This window comes from Citrobacter sp. Cf087 (genome assembly GCF_030334285.1).
In the GTDB taxonomy this organism is placed as follows: Bacteria; Pseudomonadota; Gammaproteobacteria; order Enterobacterales; family Enterobacteriaceae; genus Citrobacter; species Citrobacter freundii.
In genome coordinates this window covers 327,429-353,318 of the sequence record NZ_JAOWED010000029.1, presented here as the reverse complement: position 1 = coordinate 353,318, position 25,890 = coordinate 327,429, and the positions used below count along the sequence as shown (strand labels likewise).

General features: G+C 53.0%; 23 protein-coding genes. 11 read left to right on the top strand and 12 right to left on the bottom strand.

What is annotated here, in order from left to right; translation table 11 throughout:
* Nucleotides 1–26: 26 nt before the first annotated feature.
* From surA to apaH, 5 genes are read left to right on the top strand one after another with little or no spacing between them, the layout of a single operon-like run.
* On the top strand, nt 27–1,313 hold the full coding sequence (gene surA, locus OGV57_RS13145; RefSeq protein ID WP_003018860.1) for a peptidylprolyl isomerase SurA: 1,287 nt from the start codon (nt 27–29) through the stop codon (nt 1,311–1,313).
* On the top strand, nt 1,313–2,305 hold the full coding sequence (gene pdxA, locus OGV57_RS13140) for a 4-hydroxythreonine-4-phosphate dehydrogenase PdxA (protein ID WP_003837378.1): 993 nt from the start codon (nt 1,313–1,315) through the stop codon (nt 2,303–2,305). The genes surA and pdxA overlap by 1 nt, the downstream gene beginning before the upstream one ends.
* Nucleotides 2,298–3,119, top strand: a complete 822-nt coding sequence (gene rsmA, locus OGV57_RS13135) for a 16S rRNA (adenine(1518)-N(6)/adenine(1519)-N(6))-dimethyltransferase RsmA (RefSeq protein WP_003018865.1) — start codon at nt 2,298–2,300, stop codon at nt 3,117–3,119. The genes pdxA and rsmA overlap by 8 nt, the downstream gene beginning before the upstream one ends.
* 2 nt (nt 3,120–3,121) lie before the next feature.
* Nucleotides 3,122–3,499 (top strand): Co2+/Mg2+ efflux facilitator ApaG/CorD, encoded by a 378-nt coding sequence (apaG, locus tag OGV57_RS13130; protein ID WP_003018867.1) that lies wholly within the window; start codon nt 3,122–3,124, stop codon nt 3,497–3,499.
* Nucleotides 3,500–3,509: 10 nt separating this feature from the next.
* Nucleotides 3,510–4,358: a bis(5'-nucleosyl)-tetraphosphatase (symmetrical) ApaH gene (gene apaH, locus OGV57_RS13125; RefSeq protein WP_003018869.1), complete on the top strand. Its 849-nt coding sequence runs from the start codon at nt 3,510–3,512 to the stop codon at nt 4,356–4,358.
* Nucleotides 4,359–4,454: 96 nt separating this feature from the next.
* On the opposite strand, the gene folA is transcribed toward apaH, so the two are convergent.
* From folA to OGV57_RS13080, 9 genes are all read right to left on the bottom strand, one after another.
* Nucleotides 4,455–4,934, bottom strand: a complete 480-nt coding sequence (folA, locus tag OGV57_RS13120; protein ID WP_003018873.1) for a type 3 dihydrofolate reductase — start codon at nt 4,932–4,934, stop codon at nt 4,455–4,457.
* Between the two features lie 198 nt (nt 4,935–5,132).
* A complete protein-coding gene (gene kefC / locus OGV57_RS13115; RefSeq protein ID WP_003018875.1) occupies nt 5,133–6,995 on the bottom strand; it encodes a glutathione-regulated potassium-efflux system protein KefC in 1,863 nt (620 codons plus the stop codon).
* Nucleotides 6,988–7,518, bottom strand: a complete 531-nt coding sequence (gene kefF, locus OGV57_RS13110; RefSeq protein ID WP_003018878.1) for a glutathione-regulated potassium-efflux system oxidoreductase KefF — start codon at nt 7,516–7,518, stop codon at nt 6,988–6,990. The genes kefC and kefF overlap by 8 nt, the downstream gene beginning before the upstream one ends.
* A 103-nt stretch (nt 7,519–7,621) precedes the next feature.
* Nucleotides 7,622–7,855, bottom strand: a complete 234-nt coding sequence (locus OGV57_RS13105) for a YgdI/YgdR family lipoprotein (protein ID WP_003018880.1) — start codon at nt 7,853–7,855, stop codon at nt 7,622–7,624.
* Between the two features lie 91 nt (nt 7,856–7,946).
* Nucleotides 7,947–9,290: an MFS transporter gene (locus OGV57_RS13100; protein ID WP_003845694.1), complete on the bottom strand. Its 1,344-nt coding sequence runs from the start codon at nt 9,288–9,290 to the stop codon at nt 7,947–7,949.
* Between the two features lie 146 nt (nt 9,291–9,436).
* Nucleotides 9,437–9,724, bottom strand: coding sequence for a ferredoxin-like protein FixX (gene fixX, locus OGV57_RS13095; protein ID WP_003837369.1), 288 nt, complete (start codon nt 9,722–9,724; stop codon nt 9,437–9,439).
* Nucleotides 9,721–11,007 carry an FAD-dependent oxidoreductase gene (locus tag OGV57_RS13090; RefSeq protein WP_003018887.1) on the bottom strand — a complete coding sequence of 429 codons (1,287 nt, stop codon included), beginning with the start codon at nt 11,005–11,007 and terminating at the stop codon, nt 9,721–9,723. Before OGV57_RS13090 ends, fixX begins: the two co-directional genes overlap by 4 nt.
* A 48-nt stretch (nt 11,008–11,055) precedes the next feature.
* A complete protein-coding gene (locus OGV57_RS13085) occupies nt 11,056–11,997 on the bottom strand; it encodes an electron transfer flavoprotein subunit alpha/FixB family protein (protein WP_054528046.1) in 942 nt (313 codons plus the stop codon).
* Between the two features lie 15 nt (nt 11,998–12,012).
* A complete protein-coding gene (locus tag OGV57_RS13080; RefSeq protein WP_046670918.1) occupies nt 12,013–12,783 on the bottom strand; it encodes an electron transfer flavoprotein FixA in 771 nt (256 codons plus the stop codon).
* Between the two features lie 480 nt (nt 12,784–13,263).
* Here OGV57_RS13080 and caiT point away from each other — a divergent pair, with 480 nt between their 5' ends.
* The 6 genes from caiT (at nt 13,264) to caiE (ending at nt 20,339) form a co-directional block, all read left to right on the top strand.
* Nucleotides 13,264–14,781 carry an L-carnitine/gamma-butyrobetaine antiporter gene (caiT, locus tag OGV57_RS13075; RefSeq protein ID WP_003018896.1) on the top strand — a complete coding sequence of 506 codons (1,518 nt, stop codon included), beginning with the start codon at nt 13,264–13,266 and terminating at the stop codon, nt 14,779–14,781.
* A 34-nt stretch (nt 14,782–14,815) separates the two neighbouring features.
* Complete coding sequence (gene caiA, locus OGV57_RS13070) at nt 14,816–15,958, top strand: crotonobetainyl-CoA dehydrogenase (protein WP_003018898.1); 1,143 nt, start codon at nt 14,816–14,818, stop codon at nt 15,956–15,958.
* A gap of 104 nt (nt 15,959–16,062) precedes the next feature.
* On the top strand, nt 16,063–17,280 hold the full coding sequence (gene caiB, locus OGV57_RS13065) for an L-carnitine CoA-transferase (RefSeq protein WP_032937510.1): 1,218 nt from the start codon (nt 16,063–16,065) through the stop codon (nt 17,278–17,280).
* Between the two features lie 62 nt (nt 17,281–17,342).
* Complete coding sequence (gene caiC, locus OGV57_RS13060) at nt 17,343–18,896, top strand: crotonobetaine/carnitine-CoA ligase (protein WP_003845685.1); 1,554 nt, start codon at nt 17,343–17,345, stop codon at nt 18,894–18,896.
* A gap of 54 nt (nt 18,897–18,950) precedes the next feature.
* A complete protein-coding gene (caiD, locus tag OGV57_RS13055) occupies nt 18,951–19,736 on the top strand; it encodes a crotonobetainyl-CoA hydratase (protein ID WP_003845683.1) in 786 nt (261 codons plus the stop codon).
* A 6-nt stretch (nt 19,737–19,742) separates the two neighbouring features.
* Nucleotides 19,743–20,339 (top strand): carnitine operon protein CaiE, encoded by a 597-nt coding sequence (gene caiE, locus OGV57_RS13050; RefSeq protein WP_046670916.1) that lies wholly within the window; start codon nt 19,743–19,745, stop codon nt 20,337–20,339.
* Nucleotides 20,340–20,414: 75 nt separating this feature from the next.
* Here caiE and caiF read toward each other — a convergent pair whose 3' ends face one another.
* From caiF to carA, 3 genes are all read right to left on the bottom strand, one after another.
* Nucleotides 20,415–20,810, bottom strand: a complete 396-nt coding sequence (caiF, locus tag OGV57_RS13045) for a carnitine metabolism transcriptional regulator CaiF (protein WP_003018912.1) — start codon at nt 20,808–20,810, stop codon at nt 20,415–20,417.
* Nucleotides 20,811–21,083: 273 nt separating this feature from the next.
* On the bottom strand, nt 21,084–24,311 hold the full coding sequence (gene carB / locus OGV57_RS13040) for a carbamoyl-phosphate synthase large subunit (protein WP_048216847.1): 3,228 nt from the start codon (nt 24,309–24,311) through the stop codon (nt 21,084–21,086).
* 17 nt (nt 24,312–24,328) lie between these two features.
* Nucleotides 24,329–25,477 (bottom strand): glutamine-hydrolyzing carbamoyl-phosphate synthase small subunit, encoded by a 1,149-nt coding sequence (gene carA / locus OGV57_RS13035; protein WP_003018918.1) that lies wholly within the window; start codon nt 25,475–25,477, stop codon nt 24,329–24,331.
* Nucleotides 25,478–25,890 lie beyond the last annotated feature (413 nt).

Sequence of the window (25,890 nt, the reverse complement as noted above, 5' to 3'; positions counted from 1 at the left end):
TCGCGGTTAATTGAAATGGAAAAAGTATGAAGAACTGGAAAACGCTGCTTCTCGGTATCGCCATGATCGCGAATACCAGTTTCGCTGCCCCACAGGTAGTCGATAAAGTCGCAGCCGTCGTCAATAACGGCGTCGTTCTCGAAAGCGACGTCGATGGCTTAATGCAGTCAGTAAAACTTAATGCGGGTCAGGCTGGTCAGCAGTTACCGGACGACGCCACGCTGCGTCATCAGATCCTGGAACGTTTGATCATGGATCAAATCCTCCTGCAAATGGGTCAGAAGATGGGTGTTAAAATCTCTGACGAGCAGTTGGATCAGGCTATTGCCAACATCGCCAAGCAGAACAACATGACGCTGGATCAGATGCGCAGTCGTTTGGCACAGGATGGTTTAAGTTATTCGACCTATCGTAGCCAGATCCGCAAAGAGATGACCATCTCTGAAGTTCGTAACAACGAAGTTCGCCGTCGCGTCACTATCCTGCCTCAGGAAGTGGATGCCCTGGCGCAACAGGTAGGCAACCAAAACGATGCCAGCACCGAACTTAACCTGAGCCACATTCTGATCCCATTACCGGAAAACCCAACTTCCGACCAGGTTAACGCGGCTGAAAGCCAGGCACGCTCTGTTGTTGATGAAGCGCGTAACGGTAGCGATTTCGGCAAACTGGCTATTACTTATTCCGCTGACCAGCAGGCGCTGAAAGGCGGCCAGATGGGTTGGGGACGTATTCAGGAGCTGCCGGGTATCTTCGCCCAGGCGTTAAGCACTGCGAAAAAAGGCGATATCATCGGCCCAATTCGTTCAGGCGTCGGCTTCCACATCCTGAAAGTCAATGATATGCGTGGCCAAAGCCAGAGCATCTCCGTGACTGAAGTTCACGCCCGCCATATTCTACTTAAGCCGTCGCCGATCATGACCGATCAGCAGGCGCGTCTGAAGCTGGAACAAATCGCGGCAGATATTAAGAGCGGTAAAACTACCTTCGCGGCAGCCGCTAAAGAGTTTTCTCAGGATCCAGGCTCTGCCAACCAGGGCGGCGATCTGGGTTGGGCTGCAGCGGATATTTTCGACCCAGCTTTCCGCGATGCGCTGACCAAACTTCATAAAGGCCAGATGAGCGCCCCGGTGCACTCCTCTTTCGGTTGGCATCTGATCGAACTGCTGGACACGCGTAACGTTGATAAAACTGACGCGGCGCAGAAAGACAGAGCTTACCGTATGCTGATGAACCGTAAATTCTCGGAAGAAGCAGCAACCTGGATGCAGGAACAGCGCGCCAGCGCTTACGTTAAAGTTCTGAGCAACTAATGGCTCGTACTCAACGTGTTGTTATCACTCCCGGCGAACCCGCCGGGATTGGCCCGGACCTGGTGGTTCAGCTCGCCCAGCGCGATTGGCCTGTAGAACTCGTTGTCTGTGCGGATGCAGGACTTCTCAGTGACCGGGCAGCGATGCTCGGTTTACCGCTTTCACTCCTCCCCTACTCTCCAGATACCCCAGCCAGACCGCAATCAGCAGGCACATTGACGCTGTTACCGGTTGCGCTGCGGGCACCTGCTGTCGCGGGTCAGTTGGCGGTAGAAAACGGGCAATATGTAGTGGATACGCTGGCTCGCGCCTGCGATGGTTGTCTGCAAGGTGAGTTTGCGGCGTTGATCACCGGTCCGGTTCACAAGGGCGTAATCAATGACGCAGGCGTTCCGTTTACCGGGCATACCGAGTTTTTTGAAGAGCGCTCACAGGCAAAGAAAGTTGTTATGATGCTGGCGACCGAAGAGCTGCGCGTTGCCCTGGCAACCACGCATTTGCCGCTCAGAGCCGTTGCCGACGCCATTACGCCCGCCCTGCTTCAGGAAGTGATCGGCATTTTGCATCATGATTTACGCACTAAGTTCGGCATTGCCGATCCACATATTCTGGTGTGCGGTCTTAACCCGCATGCTGGTGAAGGCGGTCATATGGGAACGGAAGAGATAGACACCCTCATTCCGGTACTCGATGAACTGCGTGCGCAGGGGATGAAATTAAACGGCCCGCTGCCCGCAGATACGCTTTTTCAGCCCAAATATCTCGACCACGCGGATGCCGTGCTGGCAATGTACCACGATCAGGGTCTCCCCGTGCTAAAATACCAGGGATTTGGTCGCGGTGTGAATATCACGCTGGGCCTGCCCTTTATTCGCACATCCGTCGATCACGGCACCGCACTTGAACTCGCGGGCCATGGACAAGCAGATGTCGGCAGTTTTATTACGGCGCTTAATCTCGCCATCAAAATGATTGTTAATACCAATGAATAATCGAGTCCATCAGGGCCATTTAGCCCGTAAACGTTTCGGGCAGAACTTCCTCAACGATCAGTTTGTGATCGAAAGTATTGTCTCTGCTATCAACCCGCAGAAAGGTCAGGCTATGGTCGAAATCGGCCCAGGCCTGGCGGCATTGACCGAACCAGTAGGCGAACGTCTGGACAAGCTCACGGTCATTGAACTGGACCGCGATCTGGCAGCACGCTTACAGACACACCCGTTTTTAGGGCCTAAGCTGACGATTTATCAGCAAGATGCTATGACCATGAACTTCGGCGAACTGGCACAAACGATGGGACAGCCGCTACGTGTATTCGGCAACCTGCCGTACAACATCTCCACGCCGCTCATGTTCCATCTTTTTTCCTATACTGATGCCATTGCCGACATGCATTTCATGTTGCAAAAAGAGGTGGTCAATCGTCTGGTTGCAGGGCCAAACAGTAAAGCGTATGGTCGATTAAGCGTCATGGCGCAGTATTACTGCAATGTGATCCCGGTACTTGAAGTACCGCCTTCCGCATTTACGCCTGCGCCTAAAGTCGATTCCGCCGTAGTGCGTCTGGTCCCTCACGCGACGATGCCGTACCCGGTTAAAGATGTTCGTGTGCTGAGCCGTATTACCACCGAAGCGTTTAATCAGCGCCGTAAAACGGTACGTAACAGTCTCGGCAACCTATTTAGCGTTGAAGTACTGACAGAGCTGGGCGTTGATCCGGCGATGCGAGCGGAAAATATCTCTGTCGCGCAATACTGCCGGATGGCTAACTATCTGTCAGAAAACGCGCCATCGAAGGAGAGTTAAACATGATCAATTCGCCCCGAGTGTGCATTCAGGTACAAAGCGTCTACATTGAGGCGCAATCCTCACCTGATGATGAACGTTACGTTTTTGCTTACACCGTAACTATCCGCAATTTGGGGCGAGCGCCTGTGCAGCTGTTGGGGCGTTATTGGTTAATCACTAATGGTCATGGCCGCGAAACAGAAGTCCAGGGTGAAGGCGTGGTTGGCGTCCAGCCCCATATCGAACCCGGCGAAGAGTACCAGTATACCAGCGGTGCGGTGATTGAAACGCCGCTGGGCACCATGCAGGGTCACTACGAAATGATCGATGAACAAGGCATCGCCTTTACCATCGACATTCCCGTATTCCGACTCGCCGTTCCAACACTCATTCATTAAAACAATAACTATGGCGACATACCTTATTGGCGACGTTCACGGTTGTTACGATGAACTGGTAGCCTTGCTGCATCAGGTAGACTTTAATTCCAAAAAAGATACCCTATGGCTCACCGGCGATCTGGTCGCTCGTGGGCCGGGCTCGCTGGACGTTTTGCGCTACGTGAAATCACTGGGCGACAGCGTGCGGTTGGTATTGGGTAATCACGATTTACACCTGCTGGCCGTATTTGCTGGTATCAGTCGTAATAAACCTAAAGACAGGGTCACATCGCTGCTCGAAGCACCGGATGCCGACGAATTACTTAACTGGCTCCGCCGTCAACCGCTGTTGCAGGTGGACGAAGAGAAGAAGCTGGTGATGGCACATGCCGGTATCACCCCACAGTGGGACCTGCAGACGGCAAAAGACTGTGCTCGCGATGTTGAAGCCGTGTTGTCGAGTGACTCATATCCCTTCTTCCTTGATGCGATGTACGGCGACATGCCCAATAACTGGACCCCGGAACTGACCGGGCTGGCACGCCTGCGTTTTATTACCAACGCCTTTACCCGCATGCGTTACTGCTTCCCCAACGGTCAACTGGATATGTACAGCAAAGAGTCACCAGAAGACGCGCCTGCCCCGCTGAAGCCATGGTTTGCCATTCCTGGACCTGTCAGTGAAGCGTACAGCATTGCATTCGGGCACTGGGCATCGCTGGAAGGCAAAGGCACACCAGAAGGTATTTACGCGCTGGATACGGGGTGTTGCTGGGGAGGCGATCTCACCTGTCTGCGCTGGGAAGACAAACAGTACTTTGTGCAGCCATCAAATCGCCATCTGAATCTGGATCCTGGCGAAGCGGTCAACGCCTGAGAGATTTATGCCTGATGGCGCTACGCTTATCAGGCCTACATCTGGCACAAGAATAGGCCGGATAAGGCGTTTCGCCGCCATCCGGCACTTACAGGATTAACGACGCTCCAGAATCTCGAAGCAGTAGCTGTGAGAGTTTTGCGCGTCGGCATCGTGGAATTCACTGAACACCGACTCCCAGTCATCCGGTTCGTAGTCCGGGAAATGCGTATCCCCTTCGACTTCAGCATCAATGTGCGTCAGATACAGCTTCTGCGCTTTTGGCAGGAACTGCTCATACACGCGCCCACCGCCAATCACCATAATCTCTGGTTCATCACCGCAGGCCGCAATGGCTTCATCAACAGACTTCACCCACTGCACACGATCGTCAGTGCCAGGCTTGCTGCTGATGACGATATTTTTACGCCCAGGTAACGGTCGCCCGATGGATTCCCAGGTGTGGCGTCCCATGACAACCGGCTTGTTTAAGGTATTACGTTTAAACCAGGCGAGATCGGCAGGGAGGTTCCACGGCATGGCGTTCTCCATACCGATGACGCGATCTACCGCTAACGCCGCAATCAGACTGATCATTGAATATTTCCCGGATACAAAAAAATTGTCGCCACTATACGGAAAGCGCAATCTTTCGTCGACTGGCGGAAAGAGGATGAACAGGAAAATTTTCCGTTCTGCTGGCGAACCGACCTATTTAAGGTGGTACGCCAGCATTACAGTAGTTCAAAAACAGCCAATTAGCAGTAAAGTTTGCAGAACATCACATTTTTTACCCTATGCTGACGGTTTCACTTCCGGCTCATCGGCGACGTCGCCCGTATGCTTACCTTCATCCGTGCCTTGCCAGCCATGGCGTTGAATTAACGATAAGTGCTGACGATCTTCCGCAATAATTTCACTCAGCATTGCGCTGGTGCGTTTATAAACGGCCGCGCGGGAAGTCGCGTCATTTTCCCCTTTCACCATCTCCTCTACCATCATGGTATTGAATCGGCGGAATACGTCCGCCCGCTCACGTGCCTCATAGCGCCCAAGCCCGAGACCCTCCAACGCCAGACGTCCGGTCTTCAGTGCACCTTCAAAGGTTTCGCGTTCCGGCATATCCACGCCCGCCTGGCGCAGGCGGATGTAATGATCCACATCGCGCGCACGAGCAATAATTTGCAGATGCGGGAAATGCTCTTTCACCATTTCGGTTAACTGCAGGCTGGTTTGCGGATCGTCAATGGCATTAATAATGACTTCAGCTTTCGCCGCCCCGGCAGACTCCAGCAGATCCATCCGGGTCGCATCGCCATAGAAAACCTTCATCCCGAATTTACGCAGCGTTTCGATATGGTCCGGGTCATGATCAAGAACCACCATTTTGACCCCACTCGACAACAACAGACGACCGGTTATCTGGCCAAATCGCCCAAATCCAGCGATGATCACCCGCGGTTGCTCCTCATCGATTTCATCGGCTTCCCGCTCTTCCGAAGTCGCCGATTTTTCCAGACGCGTCAAAATCACCAGCAAAATCGGCGTAGCCGCCATCGACAACGCCACCGCCAGCGTCAGCGATTTCGCCCAGTCAGGATCGAGCACATTTGCCATTTGCGCCGCGCCAAACACCACAAAGGCAAACTCACTGCCCTGCCCTAACAATACGGCAAACCAGCGACGCTGCTTGTTCGGCACCTGCAACGGTTTCGCTATCAACCACAGCATGACGGTTTTGATAACCAGGAAACCGACCAGCAAAATGATAATGCGCAAGGGATTATCAATCAGCGTACCAAAGTCGATAGACATCCCCACGCCAATGAAAAACAGTCCCAGCAGCAATCCTTTAAATGGCTCAATGTCGCTTTCCAGCGCGTGGCGATACTCAGAGCTTGCCAGCAGCACCCCGGCCAGAAAGGCCCCCATCGCCATCGACAGGCCAACCTCTTCCAGGAGCAGACCGAAGCCAAACACGAGGAACAGCGCAACGGCACTGAATACTTCCCGCAGGCCCGAACGCGCAACAAAACGCAAGGCCGGACGTGTGACATAACGCCCCAATACCACCACTAATACCAGTGCGCCCGCTACCTTCAGGGCTGACAATGCAAACGCCCCAAGCGTAGTCGATGCGCCGCTCGCCGCCAGTAACGGGATCATCGCCACCAATGGAATAGCGGCGATATCCTGGAACAGCAGCACGGCAAACGCGCTGCGGCCCATTTGCGAAACCATCAGGTTGCGTTCATTCATTGCCTGCATAGCGATGGCCGTTGAGGAAAGCGCCAGCGTCATGCCGATCAGTTCCGCTACCTGCCAGCGCAGGCCGAGGAACATACAGAACAAACCAATTAAGCCGCCGCAAACCACCATCTGTAGCGCACCGCCGCCGAACACCGATGCCCGCAATTTCCACAAACGTTGCGGATCCAGCTCCAGACCGATGACAAACAGCATCAGTACCACACCGATCTCCGCAAAATGCAGGATGGATTCGGCGTCCGTCACCAGCCTCAGCCCCCAGGGTCCGATAATGCATCCGGCGATGAGATACCCCAGTACCGACCCTAATCCCAGCCGTACGGCGATGGGTACAATCAGCGCCGCCGATCCGAGATAAATCAGCGCCTGTATCAGCGTATGGCTATCCATGGTGTGCCTCCTGCCATTCCATCAGACGCTGTTTGTAGTGACGCGCCTGCGCTTGCAGCGTTTCATCATCACAGATAAACGTACAGTGCATCGCAAACGGCGGCAGCCATTTGAGGCCGCAATAGAGCGCTGTTGCCTGTAAAGGCTGAGAAAGCACATCAAATCCGGGATGGGAGCCAATATCGAAGTGGTTTTCACCGCCGCCGGTCGTCACCGCCCACAGCAGTTGTTTACCGTGCAGCGCAGTACCACCATGGCCATACGCCCAGCCGTGCGAAAGGACTTTATCCATCCACAGCTTGAGTAATGGAGGTGTGCTGTACCACTGCATCGGATGCTGCCAGATGATCAAATCAGCGCGCGCCAGCGCATCCTGTTCAGCGGCAATATCGATATTGAAGTCGGGGTAGAGCTGGTATAGCGAGCGTATCTCCACGCCCTCCAGCGTCCTTGCCTGTTCAAGCATCCGCTTATTCGCATGCGAATGTTGCGGATAGGGATGCGCATAAATGATGAGAATCATGATTAGCCTGTGTCACTGCATTATTGTAATAACAGTGAGTTTAGTCACTTAATCCACAGGCTAACAGTCAATATTATTGAGTGGCTGAATGGAGAAAACTGAACTAGTTGTCCAGTTCGCTCATATCCTTAACCTGATCGCGGTTAATCTGTTCCGTCTTACCCGTCTGGGCATTTTTGTACGACACCAGACCAGTATCATCATCAACCTGTGGTTTGCCGTCAGTGACGATTGTTTTGCCATCGGTGGTTTTAACCGCCTGGTTTGAGGAACAACCGGCCACGGTAAACAGTGCTGCTGCGGTAAAAATTGAGGTGATCAGGATATGTTTTTGCATGGTGTTCTCCCTGCTTTTCAGTTGTTTTCAGTGATATACCCAGTTAACTGTAGGCTAACTGACTGAGTTGCAGGGAAAATACAGAACACTCCTAATAGCCTGCCCTGGTCACGGGCTTACTGCGAATCGTCATTTGACTGGTTTGCGCCAGCGTCAGACCTCGCGTTTCCGGGGCGAAAGCGATGGACACAAGCAGGCCAATCAGCGAAATTCCTGCGCCCATCAGCATGACATTGCTGATACCGTATTTGGTGATGAATACCGGCAGCGCCCAGGTTGAAACAATAGTACCGATGCGGCTTAAGGACATAATCACCCCGACGGCAGACGCGCGAATGTCGGTAGGGAACAGTTCGTTTGGGTATAGCCACTGCAGGTTTCCCGGTCCCCCCGAGAAAAACGCGTACACGGCAAACGCCAGCACCACCAGCCACGCCCCCATATCAGGAATTAACCCCAGCACAGCCAACGCCAGCGTCATCATAATAAAGCTGCCAATCAATAGCGGTCGGCGACCCGCGCTATTGAGCCAGAACATGGGCGGAATGCATCCCAGCATAAAGCACAGGCTTATCACCACATTGCCCAACGCGGCGCTTTTCCCGGCACCAAGCCCCAACAGTCCAACAATCTGCGGACCAAAGGTATAAATGGCGAACATCGGGATCACCTGACAGGTCCAGATAGCGGCAACAAACAGGACAAACGGGAAGTGTCGGCGATTAAACAACTGAAGGAAACGCGTCTCCTGCGGCGCCTCTTCGTCGAACACCACCGGTTCGCCGAACAGTTTGATCATCATCGCTTCACACTCTTTCACCCGACCTTTACGCAGCAGCCAGCGCGGCGATTCAGGAAGATCGAAGCGCCCAATCAGGATCAAAATACAGGGGATCACCGCGCTGCCCAGCATCCAGCGCCATCCTCCCTCAACATCATAAAGCCAGTAACCGACCAGATCGGCACAGGTAGCGCCGACATACCACATCGCGGCGATAAAACCGATGGAGAAAGCGCGCTGGCGGGTATTGGAGAACTCGGTAATCATCGAGGTAGCAATCGGATAATCGGCACCAATCACAATGCCGATCAGCACGCGCATCACCAACAGCTCAACGGGCGAGGAAACAAACATGGTTGCTGCCGATATCACGCCAATGGCGATAATATCGATGATGAACATTTTGCGCCGCCCGACCTTATCGGAAATGTAGCCAAACAGCGACGTCCCCACAAACAGACCAGCGAGAGTGCCGGCGCCCAGCAGACCAATCCACTGTGCGTCCAGTTTCAATGCTGGCGTGAGCTGTTCCAGCGCCACGCCAATCATCACCAGCACATAACCATCCAGAAATGGCCCACCGCTTCCCCACAGCATTATCCGGCGGTGAATAGAGGTAAATTTGATGTCATCAAAGTTCCTGGGCTGCTGCATAGCGACTTCCTGTTTCAACACGGGCAAAGCGTCATCTATAGGCCGGATAAGGCGTTTACGCCCCCATCCGGCACTGGCGTCACATGATTGCCGGATAAGACGCTAGCGCGTCTTATCCGGCCTACGGGTGCACAACCTCGTACTTATTAACCGTAGCGAAACTCCACGCCAAATGTCCCACGCGGGTATTCCCACTTTTCCAGCGCTGTATCGAGTCCGAGAATGCGGCACGTTCCGCACTCCAGACATCCGGCATAATCAAACCGTACGCTGCCGTCGTCCTGCTTTTTATACAGCCCCGCTGGACAGGCCTTAATCAGCACTGCCAGCGCCTGTTTATCAGGATCGGTTTTGAGAATGATATGTGGGCTGTCTTCATCGACATTGAACTTATTGACGCCCAGTTTGACGTCCACATTGACGGGAGATGTCATAATACGGTCACTCCTTTCAGGCCATCTTTCATCAGGTTGATGAAGCCCACTTTCTTCGCATGGCGCAGGATTTTTTTACGCATTGGCACTGGGGCGGAACCATCTACGGTGAACAGGTCGCGTGCGATACTGACCGCCATTTCGGGATAGGCGGTAAACATGCGCGGGTTATCAAGAAAAGCAGGAAGCTTCTGGTACATACGCATATCGCGCATCGGGCCATCGTCCAGATGCTGACGGTATTCACCCAGCGACTGCTTGCTAAAGTCGTCACGCTTCATCGCTGAAAGCACCGTTTTCGCCGCCGCTTCGCCTGCGGAAATGGCGAGATCCATACCGCGAATGGTAAAGCCGAGGTTCATACACATTCCGGCAGCGTCACCGGCAATCAGCACACCGTCCCCCACCAGTTCAGGCTGCATATTCATACCGGCTTCAGGTACGACGTGCGCGGCATATTCCACCAGCTTGCCACCGGCGATCAGTGGGGCAACCGCCGGATGCTGTTTGAAATCTTCCAGCATTTGCGGGACCGATTTTTTCGCGTCTTTCAGGTGATGAAGGCCGCAGACCAGCCCCAGAGAAAGGGTTGTTTCATTCGTATAGAGAAAGCCACCGCCCATCAACCCATCGGTTGGCGATCCGGCAAACAGGCAGGCTGCACCTTCGTTCCCCTGTAACTGGAAACGATCTTCAATTACCGATTTTGGCAGTTCGATCAGCTCTTTTACGCCGACGGCAACATGCGATGCCTCGACGCGCTTTGCCATACCCAGCTTTTCAGCCAGCAGAGAATTCACCCCGTCGGCGAGGATCACCACTTTGGCTTCCAGAATATCGCCGTCGGCTTCCACGCCCACGACTTTACCCTCGCGCTGCACAACGTTATCCACACGAATACCGGTGATGAGCTGGGCGCCCGCCTCCTCGGCCTGCTCCATCAGCCAGGCGTCAAATTTGCTACGTAAGACGGAATAAGAAACCTGCGACGATGCGGCCTCTTCACCATTGCAATAGTCGATGGTCATCGCCCCTTTGTCGGTCATAAAGGCGAGCTTTTCGTGGGTGATTATGCGTTCAATGGGGGCCTGCTCAGCAAAACCGGGAATGATGCGCTCCAGGCTATGCGCATACATGCGCCCACCGGTGACATTCTTCGCGCCAGCAGAATTGCCGCGCTCGATAACCAGCACCTGTGCACCTTCCCGAGCCAGCACCAGCGCCGCAACCGAACCAGCCAGACCTGCACCCACGATGATGGCATCAAAGATATCTTCGGACATACGTACTCCTGTCAGCGGCAGGATACCTTCGCATCCTGCCCGAATGGTTTAACGCGCTAAGGCAGCCGTCAGCGCAGGCAGGATCTTCAGCGCATCGCCAACGATGCCATAATCTGCATACTGGAAAATCGGCGCATTTTTGTCTTTGTTGATGGCGAAAATCGTCTGTGCGCCGTTGGCGCCGACCATATGTTGGATCTGCCCTGAGATCCCCACGGCCAGATACAGTTCAGGCTTAAGCATCAGGTTGGAGATGCCGACGTAGCGTTCATGCTCCATCCACTTCTCGTTTTCCGCCACCGGACGGGAACAGGCCAACTCAGCGCCAATCGTCTGGCACAGCGCTTCTGCCAGCGAGATATTTTCTTTGCTACCAATACCGCGTCCCACGCTGACCACCAGACGGGCTTTGTCGAGATCGACGCTGTTGCTCTGACGCGCCTGAGTTGCCGTACGGGTCGCGACAATGGCCGGAGCCTGCCACTGGACGGTGTGCACCTCACCGCTGCGAGCGGTATCCGGTTGCTGCGCGTCAAATGTTCCGCTACTGAGAGTGATCACGGCAAACGGTGAAGCGATTGTTTCTGCTCCCATCGCCAGGCCGCCGTAGACCATATGTTTGACCGCCGCTTTTCCATCCTGCACCGCGACTGCGCTGGCGTCATTTGAGACTGCAGCCGACAAGCGAAAGCCCAGCTTTGCCGCTAACAGCTTGCCCCGACGTGTATTCGGCAGCAGCACCGCGCCGCCCTCGCTGTGCTGACGAATGATTTCGGCCATCGCATCGGCGTAGTCTTCAACCATACGGTCTTCTGGTTTGCCGCTGAGCAGCCAGACATGATCCGCGCCTAAATGACATGCCGTTGCACTGTCCGCATCGCTGAGCACAAACGTGTTAACTTTTTCGCCTAAAGCCTGCGCACCTTTCATCAGTTCCGGCAGACGAGAAGGGGTATCGCTGAATACCCAGATACTGGAAAATTTGTTCATAACATCCCCTGATAATTAAATGATTTTGCGAAGATTCTCGACAAACGCGGCAATCTGTTCTTCACCGTCACCTTCAATTACAACGCGCTGACGCTCGCGCTGTTTCGGCGCAGCAACCTGCTGTGCGGAATACGCCTGCACGCTGTTCAGCCCAATGTCTGCAGGTGACCAAACCTGAACCGGTTTTTTCGCCGCACCAAGAATGGCTTTCATGGAAGGGATTTGAGGGGTGTTGATGTCAGTAGAGACCGCGATAACCGCCGGAAGCGGGATACTCAGGGTTTCAACTTCATCTTCCAGTTCACGCTCTACCGTCAGAGTGCTGTCGGTAAGAGAGAGGATTTTGCTCACGCCGTTTATCGCCGGCACGTCCAGCATTTCGCCCACCAGCAGACCAACCTGCTGAGCATAAAGATCGGAAGAACCGTCGCCGCAAATAAGCAGATCAAAACCGGATTTTTGCACGGCGGCAGCCAGCGCAGTGGCTGTTTGTTGCGGCAGCGCCTGTTCAAATTGCTCGTCAATGACAACAATCAGTTCATCAGGGCCACGGGAAAGCACATCTTTGCGCCCTTTTGCATTGGTCAGCGCTTTGCCTCCGACGCTCATGGCCACAACCTGAGCCTCTCCCACCTGCTGTTTTAACTGGCAAGCCGCTTCGATCGCATTCAGATCATATTGGCTGATTTTGCCATCTGCTTTGCTGAAATCGAGTGTTCCATCAGCATTATTAATCGCAATATCCTGCTCATCAGGTACGCATTTGTAGCAAGTAATTATCTTCATTGCATCTCCAGAAATCATGAAGGAAACGTATTTATATCGGCGGTGTTAAATACAGATATCACGCTCTTTAATTCGGAAATAAAACCTTAATCACCAATATTGAAAATGTCACACATTGAAATTCGTAACTTTCAATAGTGTTACATGCCTCACCAATATTGAAAGAATCACGTCAAATATGAAAATTTTCAATATTGTCTGCTGGTTCAACAATATTGAACGCCAGTCACTTAAAAAAGTTAAAAAACCAATATCAAGATTATGATTAATAAGGAAATTATCTAGATTTCCAGACAAAATAACCAGCATAAAAAAGTGTGACGCACATAACAGAATAGCCGGAAATGAATACCCATTATGAGTTACTCACTGAGGCGCCCCAGAGGTTAAAAAGTCATCAACAAATCATTAATAATAAATAAACAAACGATCACATACGGGCACGCTAAATAAATTTCGTTTTCACACTGGAATTCACTTATGAAAAATGAAAAGAGAAAGTCGGGAATTGAACCGAAGGTTTTTTTTCCGCCATTAATAATTGTTGGGATACTTTGTTGGCTAACAGTAAGAGATCTTGATGCCGCTAACGTCGTTATTAATGCGGTATTCAGTTATGTCACCAACGTCTGGGGTTGGGCATTCGAATGGTATATGGTCGTCATGCTCTTCGGCTGGTTCTGGTTAGTCTTTGGCCCGTATGCCAAAAAGAAATTAGGCGACGAAAAACCCGAGTTTAGTACCGCCAGCTGGATTTTTATGATGTTCGCCTCCTGTACATCCGCCGCGGTGCTGTTCTGGGGTTCCATCGAGATCTACTACTATATCTCTACCCCGCCGTTCGCTTTGGAGCCCAATTCCACGGGTGCGAAAGAGATCGGTCTGGCGTACAGCCTGTTCCACTGGGGGCCGTTGCCGTGGGCAACCTACAGCTTCCTTTCCGTGGCCTTCGCCTATTTCTTCTTTGTGCGCAAGATGGACGTCATCCGTCCCAGCTCTACGCTGGTACCGTTAGTGGGCGAAAAGCATGCGAAAGGGCTGTTCGGCACCATCGTTGATAACTTCTACCTGGTGGCGCTGATCTTCGCGATGGGTACCAGCCTCGGTCTGGCGACGCCGCTGGTAACCGAGTGTATGCAATGGCTGTTCGGTATTCCGCATACGCTGCAATTAGATGCCATCATCATTACCTGCTGGATCATTCTGAACGCCATTTGCGTAGCCTGTGGCCTGCAAAAAGGAGTCAGAATCGCCAGCGACGTGCGTAGCTACCTGAGCTTCCTGATGCTGGGCTGGGTGTTTATCGTCAGCGGCGCCAGCTTCATCATGAACTACTTCACCGATTCGGTCGGCATGCTGCTGATGTATCTGCCGCGCATGTTGTTCTATACCGATGCCATCGGCAAAGGCGGATTCCCGCAGGGCTGGACTGTTTTCTACTGGGCGTGGTGGGTCATTTACGCCATCCAGATGAGTATCTTCCTGGCGCGTATTTCTCGTGGTCGTACCGTACGTGAACTGTGCTTTGGGATGGTGCTGGGCCTGACCGCTTCCACCTGGATCCTGTGGACAGTCCTTGGCAGCAACACGCTGCTGCTGATGGATAAAAACATTCTCAACATCCCGCAGCTGATTGAACAACACGGCGTGGCGCGCGCCATTATCGAAACCTGGGCCGCCTTGCCATTCAGCACCGCCACCATGTGGGGCTTCTTTATCCTCTGCTTTATTGCCACCGTCACGCTAATTAACGCCTGCTCCTACACCCTGGCGATGTCCACCTGTCGCGAAGTTCGTGATGGTGAAGAACCGCCGCTGTTGGTGCGTATCGGTTGGTCCGTTCTGGTCGGCGTCATCGGCATCGTTCTGCTGGCGCTGGGTGGGCTGAAGCCCATTCAGACCGCAATTATCGCCGGAGGATGCCCGCTGTTCTTCGTCAACATCATGGTGACGCTGTCCTTTATTAAAGACGCCAAAGTGCACTGGAAAGACAAGTAATTCTTATTAACCCAATTGATCAAGAGGCTGAAAGATGGATTTCAACTTAAATGACGAGCAGGAACTGTTTGTCGCCGGTATTCGTGAACTGATGGCCAGTGAGAACTGGGAAGCTTATTTTGCCGAGTGCGATCGCGACAGCGTCTACCCTGAGCGTTTTGTAAAAGCACTGGCAGATATGGGCATCGATAGCCTGTTGATCCCGGAAGAACACGGCGGGCTGGAAGCCGGTTTTGTCACCGTTGCCGCCGTCTGGATGGAACTCGGACGTCTTGGCGCACCAACCTATGTGCTGTACCAGTTACCGGGGGGTTTTAACACCTTCCTGCGTGAAGGGACTCAGGAACAAATCGATAAAATCATGGCGTTCCAGGGAACAGGTAAGCAGATGTGGAACTCTGCAATTACCGAACCGGGAGCGGGATCGGATGTTGGCAGTCTGAAAACCACTTATACACGCAAAAATGGTAAGGTTTATCTTAATGGCAGTAAGTGCTTTATCACCAGTAGCGCCTATACCCCGTACATCGTAGTGATGGCGAGAGATGGTGCATCGCCGGATAAACCTGTTTATACCGAGTGGTTTGTTGACATGAGCAAGGCGGGTATCAAGGTCAACAAACTGGAGAAACTCGGTCTGCGCATGGATAGCTGCTGTGAAATCACCTTTGATGACGTTGAACTGGACGAGAAAGACATGTTCGGTCGGGAAGGTAATGGCTTCAATCGTGTGAAAGAAGAGTTTGACCATGAACGCTTCCTCGTCGCACTGACCAACTACGGTACGGCAATGTGCGCTTTTGAAGACGCAGCGCGTTATGCCAACCAACGCGTACAGTTTGGCGAAACGATCGGCCGTTTCCAGCTGATTCAGGAGAAGTTCGCGCACATGGCGATCAAACTGAACTCCATGAAAAACATGCTGCTGGAAGCCGCATGGAAAGCGGATAACGGCACTATTACCTCGGGCGACGCGGCCATGTGCAAATACTTCTGCGCCAACGCGGCATTTGAAGTGGTAGACACCGCCATGCAGGTGCTGGGTGGCGTGGGTATCGCGGGTAACCATCGCATCACGCGCTTCTGGCGTGACCTGCGCGTTGACCGTGTTTCTGGTGGTTCTGACGAAATGCAGATCCTGACGTTGGGTCGTGCGGTATTGAAGCAATACCGTTGATTCGTTCGTTTCGTAGGCCGGATAAGGCGTTTACGCCACCATCCGGCAATATGCCCGGTGGCGCTGCGCTTACCGGGCCTACAAAAAAAGCCAGGAGAAAAATGATGAATCATTTACCAATGCCATCCTTCGGCCCGCTATCCGGGGTACGCGTTGTCTTTTCAGGGATCGAAATTGCCGGTCCGTTCGCCGGACAGATGTTCGCCGAATGGGGTGCTGAGGTTATCTGGATTGAAAACGTCGCATGGGCCGATACCATCCGCGTGCAACCTAACTATCCGCAGCTATCACGCCGTAATCTGCATGCCCTGTCGCTGAATATTTTCAAAGATGAAGGCCGGGAAGCGTTTCTGAAGCTGATGGAAACCACCGATATTTTCATTGAAGCCAGTAAAGGCCCGGCCTTTGCCCGCCGCGGTATTACCGATGAAGTGCTGTGGGAACATAACCCGAAACTGGTTATCGCCCACCTTTCCGGCTTCGGCCAGTTTGGTACCGAGGAGTACACCAATCTTCCGGCGTATAACACCATCGCACAGGCGTTCAGTGGCTATCTGATCCAAAACGGTGACGTGGATCAGCCAATGCCAGCCTTTCCGTACACCGCCGATTACTTCTCCGGGATGACCGCGACGACAGCGGCGCTGGCGGCTCTGCACAAAGTCCGCGAAACGGGTAAAGGTGAAAGCATCGATATCGCCATGTACGAGGTGATGCTGCGCATGGGTCAGTATTTCATGATGGATTACTTCAACGGCGGCGAAATTTGCCCACGCATGACCAAAGGCAAAGACCCGTATTACGCTGGCTGCGGCCTGTATAAATGCGCCGATGGCTATATCGTCATGGAGCTGGTCGGCATCACGCAAATCAACGAGTGCTTCAAAGATATTGGCCTCGCCCACATTCTTGGCACACCGGAAGTCCCGGAAGGCACCCAGCTTATCCATCGCGTGGAATGCCCTTACGGTCCGCTCGTGGAAGAGAAACTGGACGCGTGGCTGGCAACACACAGCATCGCCGAAGTCCAGGCGCGCTTTGCTGAGCTGAATATCGCCTGCGCGAAGGTGCTGACCATTCCGGAACTGGAAGGCAACCCTCAGTACGTTGCTCGTGAATCCATTACTCAGTGGCAAACAATGGATGGCCGCACCTGCAAAGGGCCAAACATCATGCCGAAATTTAAAAACAACCCGGGGAAAATCTGGCGTGGCATGCCGTCACATGGCATGGATACTGCCGCCATTCTGAAAAACATTGGTTATAGCGAAGCAGACATAAATGAGCTGGTCGGCAAAGGCCTGGCCAGAGTTGAGGAATAAACGCGACGCGCTGACCCGCGAGTGGGTTAGCGCTCACGCCTGATTTCAGTGGATAAAGCAATATGGATATCGTTGGCGGACAAAACTTACGTCAGATGTGGGACGACCTGGCCGGGGTGTACGGAGATAAAACGGCGTTAATTTTCGAATCCTGCGAAGGAGTCGTTCGGCAGTTTAGCTATGCCTCGCTCAATGAAGAGATTAACCGCACGGCAAACCTTTTCCATTCCTTAGGGATCCGCAAGGGCGATAAGGTCGCATTGCATCTGGATAACTGTCCGGAATTCATTTTTTGCTGGTTTGGGCTGGCAAAAATTGGCGCCATTATGGTACCGATTAATGCCCGCTTACTGGGCGAAGAAAGTGCCTGGATCCTGCAAAACAGCCAGGTAAGCCTGCTGGTCACCAGCGCCCAGTTTTATCCTATGTACCGCCAGATACGGCTGGAAAATACCACACCGCTTAATCATATCTGTCTGATTGGCGAACAGCTTCCGGTTGACGACGGCGTGAGCCACTTTACCCAACTGCAATCCCGCCAGTCGACTACGCTGTGTTATACGCCCGCGTTATCCACTGACGATACGGCGGAAATTCTGTTTACCTCAGGCACCACTTCACGGCCTAAAGGGGTGGTGATTACCCACTACAACCTGCGTTTTGCAGGCTACTACACTTCCTGGCAAATCGCTCTGCGCGATGATGACGTCTACATGACGGTGATGCCCGCTTTTCATATCGACTGTCAGTGTACCGCCGCAATGCCCGCATTCTCCGCTGGCAGCACCTTTGTGCTGCTAGAGAAGTACAGTGCCAGGGCGTTCTGGAATCAGGTGCATAGATATAAGGCGACGGTTACCGAATGCATTCCGATGATGATCAGAACACTGATGGTACAACCTGCCGCGCCAACCGACAGACAGCATCACCTGCGCGAGGTAATGTTCTATCTCAATTTATCCGCACAGGAAAAAGACGCCTTTACCGAACGCTTTGGCGTCAGGCTGCTGACCTCCTACGGTATGACTGAAACCATCGTCGGTATTATCGGCGACCGTCCCGGTGACAAACGACGCTGGCCCTCCATTGGCCGCGTGGGATTTAGCTATGAAGCTGAAATCCGTGACGATCACAACCGTCCCCTGCCCGCCGGAGAAATTGGCGAAATCTGTATTAAAGGCGTGCCGGGCAAAACAATCTTCAAAGAGTACTATGCCCAGCCGGAGGCTACCGCCAAAGCGCTGGAACCTGAAGGCTGGTTACATACCGGAGATTCGGGCTATCAGGATGCGGATGGCTATTTTTATTTCGTCGACAGACGCTGCAACATGATTAAACGCGGCGGAGAAAATGTCTCCTGCGTCGAGCTGGAAAATATTATTTCTGCGCATCCGAAAATTCAGGACATTGTGGTTGTCGGTATTAAAGATTCAATCCGTGATGAAGCCATTAAAGCGTTTATCGTCCTTAATGAAGGTGAAACATTAAGCGAAGCCGAGTTCTTCAGCTTCTGCGAAAACAATATGGCGAAATTCAAGGTTCCCTCGTTTATGGAGATAAGAACCGACCTGCCGCGCAATTGTTCAGGAAAAATAATCAAAAAAAATCTGAAATAACCCTCCCGGTAGGAATTCCTCCTGCCGGGAAATCTATTTATCTGGAGATGAACTATGAGTGAATCATTACATCTGACCCGTAACGGCCCGATTCTGGAAATTACCCTCGACCGGCCTAAAGCCAATGCCATTGATGCCAAAACCAGCTTTGCCATGGGTGAAGCGTTTCTTAATTTTCGTGATGACCCGGAATTACGCGTAGCGATAATCACCGGCGGCGGTGAGAAATTCTTTTCTGCGGGCTGGGACTTAAAAGCAGCGGCTGAAGGTGAAGCGCCGGATGCCGATTTTGGCCCAGGCGGCTTTGCCGGTTTAACCGAAATTTTCGACCTTAATAAACCGGTCATCGCTGCTGTAAACGGCTATGCGTTTGGCGGTGGTTTTGAATTAGCGCTGGCGGCGGATTTTATCGTCTGCGCGGAAAATGCCAGCTTCGCGCTACCGGAAGCCAAGCTCGGGATCGTACCTGACAGCGGAGGCGTTCTGCGTCTGCCGAAGCTACTGCCACCGGCTATCGTCAACGAAATGATGATGACCGGCAGACGAATGAGTGCCGAAGAAGCGCTGCGTTGGGGTATCGTCAACCGCGTTGTCAGCCAGAGCGAACTGATGGATAGTGCGCGCGAACTGGCGCAGCAGCTAGTGAATAGCGCCCCGCTGGCGATCGCCGCGCTGAAAGAGATTTACCGTTCGACCAGCGAAATGCCGGTAGAAGAAGGCTACCGCTACATCCGCAGCGGCGTGCTGAAGCACTATCCGTCAGTGCTGCACTCCGAAGATGCGCTCGAAGGACCGCAGGCGTTTGCGGAAAAACGCGATCCGGTGTGGAAAGGACGCTGATAACAGATGAGCTATTACGCCTTTGAAGGCCTGATTCCGGTAGTGCATCCAGAGGCGTATGTTCATCCCAGCGCCGTGTTGATTGGTGATGTGATCGTGGGGGCTGGCGTCTACGTCGGCCCACATGCCTCACTGCGCGGTGACTATGGTCGCCTGATTCTGGAGGCAGGTTCTAACTTGCAGGATGGCTGCATCATGCACGGTTATTGCGACACTGACACCATCGTGCATGAGAATGGGCATATCGGCCATGGCGCAATCCTGCACGGTTGCATGGTGGGCAGAGATGCGCTGATCGGCATGAACAGCGTCATTATGGACGGCGCAGTGATTGGTGAAGAGAGCATTGTCGCCGCCATGAGCTTTGTCAAAGCCGGATTTCAGGGGGAGGCTAGGCAGATGCTGGTGGGCTCACCCGCTCGCGTATTGCGTGAAGTCACGGACCAGGAACTGCACTGGAAACGGTTAAACACCAAAGAGTATCAGGATCTTGCGGTCCGCTGCCGGGCAGGTTTACGCGAAACGCAGCCATTAACGCAAGTCGAAAAAAACCGGCCGCGCCTGAAAGGCACGACGGACGTAAAACCCAAATCAGCACAGTAATTGATGCCGGATGCGCTCACGCTTATCCGGCCTACGCGTCAACCACCGTTTATGCCGCCATCAGGCAACTGACAATTAGCGACGCATACTCTTGGAGAGCATCATCTGCCATTTCTGCTCACGGTTGAGCTCTGTTGGGGGAACGGCAGACAGCCGCGGCGTTTTCGCCACACTCACCTTTTTTTCCTGCAAATTGTGGCTCAATCGGTTGTAGAGGTGAGAATCAATACTGATGACTTTTACCAGACGCTGGCACTGGCAGCCCCGGCCTGCAATCTGATTAGGGATCATCTTAACTTCACAAACAATTTCTCCCACTTCCGACAGAATATAAGAGAGCGTATTAATTGCTTTGCAGTGTTCAATATCAAAATGGCGGGAAATTTCTTTTGCGGTGATCCAACGATCTTCAGCCATCATCCAGTCAGCAATTAACAAATAAAGCGGTCTTTCAACATATTTTTCACACATAAGCACACCATTTCACAAATTAAAAATCTGGCTACGGCCTGTCCAAATTAATAAAAACTAAGCCATATTAAAATTGTGGATATAAAAGATAGTATGCGACTTGAATGTTGATTAGTGTGAGCAATATCGTGCTTATTACATTGAAAATGTGGTTATGAAACTGCATTTGGCCAGGAATGACCTTACGAGAGATAAAAAAAGGGTTTCTTTACAGAAACCCTTTCAAGATTATATTGCAGGTCCGATTAACGCAATTATCACCGGACTCTTTGTTTATGACTTTTTGATCTGCGCGTGCATTTCCTGTACCGAGGTCACCTTCTCAGTGGCATCGGCATTCAGCGCCATCGCCGTCGCGAAACCGCCGTTCAGGGTAGTGTCATAATGCACTTTGTACTGCAGGGCGCTACGGCGAATCAGCTTAGAGTCTTCAATCGCCTGACGACCTTCGGTGGTGTTGATGATGTAAGTGTACTCGCCATTCTTGATACGGTCCTGAATGTGCGGACGCCCTTCATGCACCTTATTCACCAGACGTGGATTGATACCCGCTTCGCCCAGCACAATCGCCGTGCCGTGCGTTGCATCCAGCTCAAAACCAAACTTCAGCAGTTTCGCCGCCAGGTCAACCACGCGCTCTTTATCGCCTTCGCGAACAGAGAGCAGCGCACGCCCCTGTTTTTTCATGGTGGAGCTGCTGCCCAGCTGTGCCTTGGCGAACGCTTCCGCGAAGGTACGGCCCACGCCCATCACTTCCCCGGTAGAGCGCATTTCTGGCCCTAACAGCGGGTCAACGCCCGGGAATTTGTTGAACGGCAGCACTACTTCTTTTACTGAGTAGTACGGCGGGATAACTTCTTTGGTTACGCCCTGCTGTGTCAGCGTTTTCCCGGCCATCACGCGCGCCGCAACTTTCGCCAGCGGTACGCCAGTTGCCTTGGAGACGAACGGAACGGTACGCGCCGCACGCGGGTTCACTTCAATCAGGTAAACTTCGTTATTCTTCACCGCAAACTGAACGTTCATCAGACCGCGAACCTGCAGTTCGAAGGCCAGTTTCTGCACCTGCTGACGCATCACATCCTGAATTTCCTGGCTCAGGGTGTACGCTGGCAGAGAACATGCGGAGTCACCGGAGTGTACGCCCGCCTGTTCGATGTGCTCCATGATGCCGCCAATCAGCACCATTTCGCCGTCGCAGATAGCGTCCACGTCCACTTCAACCGCATCGTCAAGGAAACGGTCCAGCAGTACCGGCGCATCGTTAGAAACGCTGACCGCAGTCTGGAAGTAGCGACGCAGGTCGGCTTCGTCGTAGACAATTTCCATCGCGCGGCCGCCGAGAACATACGACGGACGCACCACCAGCGGGTAGCCAATCTCTTTCGCCTTCTCAACAGCCTGTTCGATAGCCGTTACGGTAGCGTTCGCCGGTTGCTTCAGCTTCAGACGGTCAACCGCCTGCTGGAAACGCTCACGGTCTTCCGCGCGGTCGATGGCATCCGGGCTGGTGCCGATTACCGGTACACCTGCCGCTTCCAGCGCACGCGCCAGCTTCAGCGGGGTCTGGCCGCCGTACTGTACGATGACGCCTTTCGGCTTCTCAATACGCACGATTTCCAGTACGTCTTCCAGCGTGACTGGCTCGAAGTACAGGCGGTCGGAAGTGTCGTAATCAGTAGAGACGGTTTCCGGGTTACAGTTGACCATGATGGTCTCGTAGCCGTCTTCACGCAGCGCCAGCGAAGCGTGTACGCAGCAGTAGTCGAACTCAATGCCCTGACCGATACGGTTTGGACCACCACCCAGCACCATGATTTTATCGCGGTCGACGGACGGATTCGCTTCACACTCATCTTCATAAGTGGAGTACATATAAGCGGTGTCGGTCGCGAATTCTGCCGCACAGGTATCCACGCGCTTGTAGACCGGGTGAAGGTTATATTGGTCACGCAGTTTGCGGATTTCCGCTTCGCGAACGCCGGCCAGTTTTGCCAGACGCGCATCAGCGAAGCCTTTGCGCTTCAGTACGCGCAGGAAGTCAGCGTCGAGGCCGTTGATGCCAAGGTCAATGACTTTTTCTTCCAGGCGCACCAGCTCTTCAATCTGCACCAGGAACCAGCGGTCGATGTTGGTCAGGTTGAACACACCATCGACGGACAGGCCGGCACGGAAGGCATCGGCGATGTACCAGATACGCTCAGCGCCAGCGTCTTTCAGTTCGCGACGGATTTTGGTCAGCGCTTCCGGGTCGTCCAGGCTGACTTTCGGGTCGAAGCCGGTCGCGCCCACTTCCAGACCGCGCAGCGCTTTCTGCAGCGATTCCTGCTGGGTGCGGCCAATCGCCATCACTTCACCAACAGATTTCATCTGCGTGGTCAGACGGTCATTAGCACCAACGAATTTCTCGAAGTTGAAGCGTGGAATTTTCGTCACAACGTAGTCGATGGACGGCTCAAACGAGGCCGGAGTACGGCCGCCGGTGATGTCGTTCATCAGTTCGTCGAGGGTGTAACCTACGGCCAGCTTGGCGGCGACTTTCGCAATCGGGAAGCCGGTAGCTTTGGACGCCAGCGCCGAGGAGCGGGATACGCGCGGGTTCATCTCGATGACAATCAGGCGACCGTTTTTCGGGTTTACCGCAAACTGGACGTTAGAACCGCCGGTTTCCACGCCGATTTCACGCAGTACCGCCATCGAGGCGTTACGCATGATTTGATATTCTTTGTCGGTCAGCGTCTGGGCAGGTGCTACGGTGATGGAGTCACCGGTATGGATGCCCATCGCGTCGAAGTTTTCGATGGAGCAGACGATGATGCAGTTGTCGTTTTTATCACGCACCACTTCCATCTCGTACTCTTTCCAGCCAATCAGCGATTCATCAATCAGCAGCTCGTTGGTTGGGGAAAGGTCCAGACCGCGTTCGCAGATTTCTTCGAACTCTTCGCGGTTGTAGGCGATACCGCCACCGGTGCCACCCATGGTGAAGCTAGGGCGGATAATGCACGGGAAGCCAACGTCAGCGGCAACCGCCAGCGCTTCTTCCATGGTGTGAGCGATACCTGAACGCGCGGTGTCGAGACCAATCTTCTTCATCGCGATATCGAAGCGACGACGGTCTTCCGCTTTATCAATGGCATCCGCCGTTGCGCCAATCATGGTCACGCCGAATTCAGCCAGTACGCCCTGGCGCTCCAGCTCCAGCGCACAGTTCAGCGCAGTCTGACCGCCCATGGTTGGCAGCACCGCATCCGGGCGCTCTTTCTCAATAATTTTGCGTACTACTTCCCAGTGAATTGGCTCGATGTAGGTGGCATCGGCCATTTCCGGGTCGGTCATGATGGTTGCCGGGTTGGAGTTCACCAGAATAACGCGGTAACCCTCTTCACGCAGGGCTTTACACGCCTGTGCGCCGGAATAGTCAAACTCACACGCCTGACCGATAACAATCGGACCCGCGCCCAGAATCAGGATACTTTTTATGTCTGTACGTTTTGGCATGGCTCTTTTACTCCTGATTATTTCGCGGACTGACGGTATTGCTCAATTAACTCGATAAAGTGGTCGAACAGCGGTGCAGCGTCGTGCGGCCCCGGACTCGCTTCAGGGTGCCCCTGGAAGCTGAATGCCGGTTTGTCGGTACGATGAATCCCCTGCAAAGTGCCGTCGAACAGTGACTTGTGGGTCACGCGCAGGTTGGCAGGCATGGAGGCTTCATCTACAGCAAAACCGTGGTTCTGCGCGGTGATCATCACGGTGTTGTTATCAATATCTTTTACCGGATGGTTGCCGCCGTGGTGGCCAAACTTCATCTTAATGGTCTTCGCACCGCTCGCCAGCGCCAACAGCTGATGGCCGAGGCAGATGCCAAATACCGGAATATCGGTTTCGAGGAATTTCTGAATCGCGGTAATCGCGTAGTCGCACGGCGCCGGGTCGCCAGGGCCGTTGGACAGGAAGATACCGTCCGGATTCATCTTCAGAACGTCTTCTGCTGAGGTTTTCGCCGGTACAACCGTCAGGCGGCAGCCGCGGTCCGCTAACATACGCAGAATGTTACGTTTAGCGCCGAAATCATAAGCCACAACGTGGAACGGCAGTTCATCGGCAGATTTTGCTTCCGGCAGGTCACCCGCCAGCGTCCAGCTACCCTGCGTCCAGCTATAAGGCTCCGCGGTGGTCACTTCTTTCGCCAGATCCATACCGTTCAGGCCAGGGAAAGCTTTTGCCTTTTCCAGTGCCAGCGCCGCATCCGGGTTATCGCCCGCGATGATGCAGCCGTTCTGTGCGCCCTTTTCACGCAGCAAACGCGTCAGCTTACGAGTATCGATATCAGCAATCGCCACAATGTTATGGCGCTTCAGGTAAGAAGAGAGGTCTTCGGTATCGCGGAAGTTGCTGGCAATCAGCGGCAGGTCGCGGATGACCAGGCCTTGCGCATGTACCTGTGAAGATTCTGCATCGGCTTCATTGGTGCCGACATTACCGATATGAGGATAAGTAAGAGTGACGATTTGGCGGGAATAGGAAGGATCAGTGAGGATTTCTTGATAACCGGTCATTGAAGTATTGAAAACGACTTCCCCAACCGCCGAACCTGTTGCCCCTATGGCCCGACCGTGAAACTGGGTTCCGTCTTCCAGAACCAATAGCGCTGACTTAATCAAAACACCCTCCAGAGAATATTCACTCACTTTATTTGCATATTAATTCATTAACACCTCATGAATCAATGCAAATTTGCTTACCTATGGATTTCTGGCAAACGGCGGCATTCTAGAGATAGCCCACGTAAAAGTCTACCCAAAAGGGTAATTTTTATTATTATTTTGCGCCACTGGGATAAATCACACGATTTAACAGGCAAAAAGATCAGCTAACTCGGGGTAGAAAACGCTTGCGGTAGGCAAAGAGTGCAAAAACAGAATACGGGAGAGAAAAAAGTGGACCATTTGGTCAAAATTTACATTGAGATAACATAAACACACAACAAAATATATACAAACACTCACTTAAAAGAAAAAACACATTCAAAAGCGAAAAATTAAAGGGCAATAAAATATTGCCCCATGTAATCAAT

Bases quoted from the DNA above. Each gene is read 5' to 3' on its own strand.
- kefF (WP_003018878.1), bottom strand. From the start codon at position 7,518: ATGATTCTCATCATTTATGCGCATCCCTATCCGCAACATTCGCATGCG.
- caiE (WP_046670916.1), top strand. From the start codon at position 19,743: ATGAGCTATTACGCCTTTGAAGGCCTGATTCCGGTAGTGCATCCAGAG.
- apaH (WP_003018869.1), top strand. From the start codon at position 3,510: ATGGCGACATACCTTATTGGCGACGTTCACGGTTGTTACGATGAACTG.
- fixX (WP_003837369.1), bottom strand. From the start codon at position 9,724: ATGACATCTCCCGTCAATGTGGACGTCAAACTGGGCGTCAATAAGTTC.
- surA (WP_003018860.1), top strand. From the start codon at position 27: ATGAAGAACTGGAAAACGCTGCTTCTCGGTATCGCCATGATCGCGAAT.
- caiB (WP_032937510.1), top strand. From the start codon at position 16,063: ATGAATCATTTACCAATGCCATCCTTCGGCCCGCTATCCGGGGTACGC.
- folA (WP_003018873.1), bottom strand. From the start codon at position 4,934: ATGATCAGTCTGATTGCGGCGTTAGCGGTAGATCGCGTCATCGGTATG.
- rsmA (WP_003018865.1), top strand. From the start codon at position 2,298: ATGAATAATCGAGTCCATCAGGGCCATTTAGCCCGTAAACGTTTCGGG.
- OGV57_RS13100 (WP_003845694.1), bottom strand. From the start codon at position 9,290: ATGCAGCAGCCCAGGAACTTTGATGACATCAAATTTACCTCTATTCAC.
- OGV57_RS13085 (WP_054528046.1), bottom strand. From the start codon at position 11,997: ATGAACAAATTTTCCAGTATCTGGGTATTCAGCGATACCCCTTCTCGT.
- OGV57_RS13080 (WP_046670918.1), bottom strand. From the start codon at position 12,783: ATGAAGATAATTACTTGCTACAAATGCGTACCTGATGAGCAGGATATT.
- caiD (WP_003845683.1), top strand. From the start codon at position 18,951: ATGAGTGAATCATTACATCTGACCCGTAACGGCCCGATTCTGGAAATT.
- kefC (WP_003018875.1), bottom strand. From the start codon at position 6,995: ATGGATAGCCATACGCTGATACAGGCGCTGATTTATCTCGGATCGGCG.
- caiA (WP_003018898.1), top strand. From the start codon at position 14,816: ATGGATTTCAACTTAAATGACGAGCAGGAACTGTTTGTCGCCGGTATT.
- OGV57_RS13105 (WP_003018880.1), bottom strand. From the start codon at position 7,855: ATGCAAAAACATATCCTGATCACCTCAATTTTTACCGCAGCAGCACTG.
- apaG (WP_003018867.1), top strand. From the start codon at position 3,122: ATGATCAATTCGCCCCGAGTGTGCATTCAGGTACAAAGCGTCTACATT.
- pdxA (WP_003837378.1), top strand. From the start codon at position 1,313: ATGGCTCGTACTCAACGTGTTGTTATCACTCCCGGCGAACCCGCCGGG.
- caiC (WP_003845685.1), top strand. From the start codon at position 17,343: ATGGATATCGTTGGCGGACAAAACTTACGTCAGATGTGGGACGACCTG.
- caiF (WP_003018912.1), bottom strand. From the start codon at position 20,810: ATGTGTGAAAAATATGTTGAAAGACCGCTTTATTTGTTAATTGCTGAC.
- OGV57_RS13090 (WP_003018887.1), bottom strand. From the start codon at position 11,007: ATGTCCGAAGATATCTTTGATGCCATCATCGTGGGTGCAGGTCTGGCT.
- caiT (WP_003018896.1), top strand. From the start codon at position 13,264: ATGAAAAATGAAAAGAGAAAGTCGGGAATTGAACCGAAGGTTTTTTTT.
- carB (WP_048216847.1), bottom strand. From the start codon at position 24,311: ATGCCAAAACGTACAGACATAAAAAGTATCCTGATTCTGGGCGCGGGT.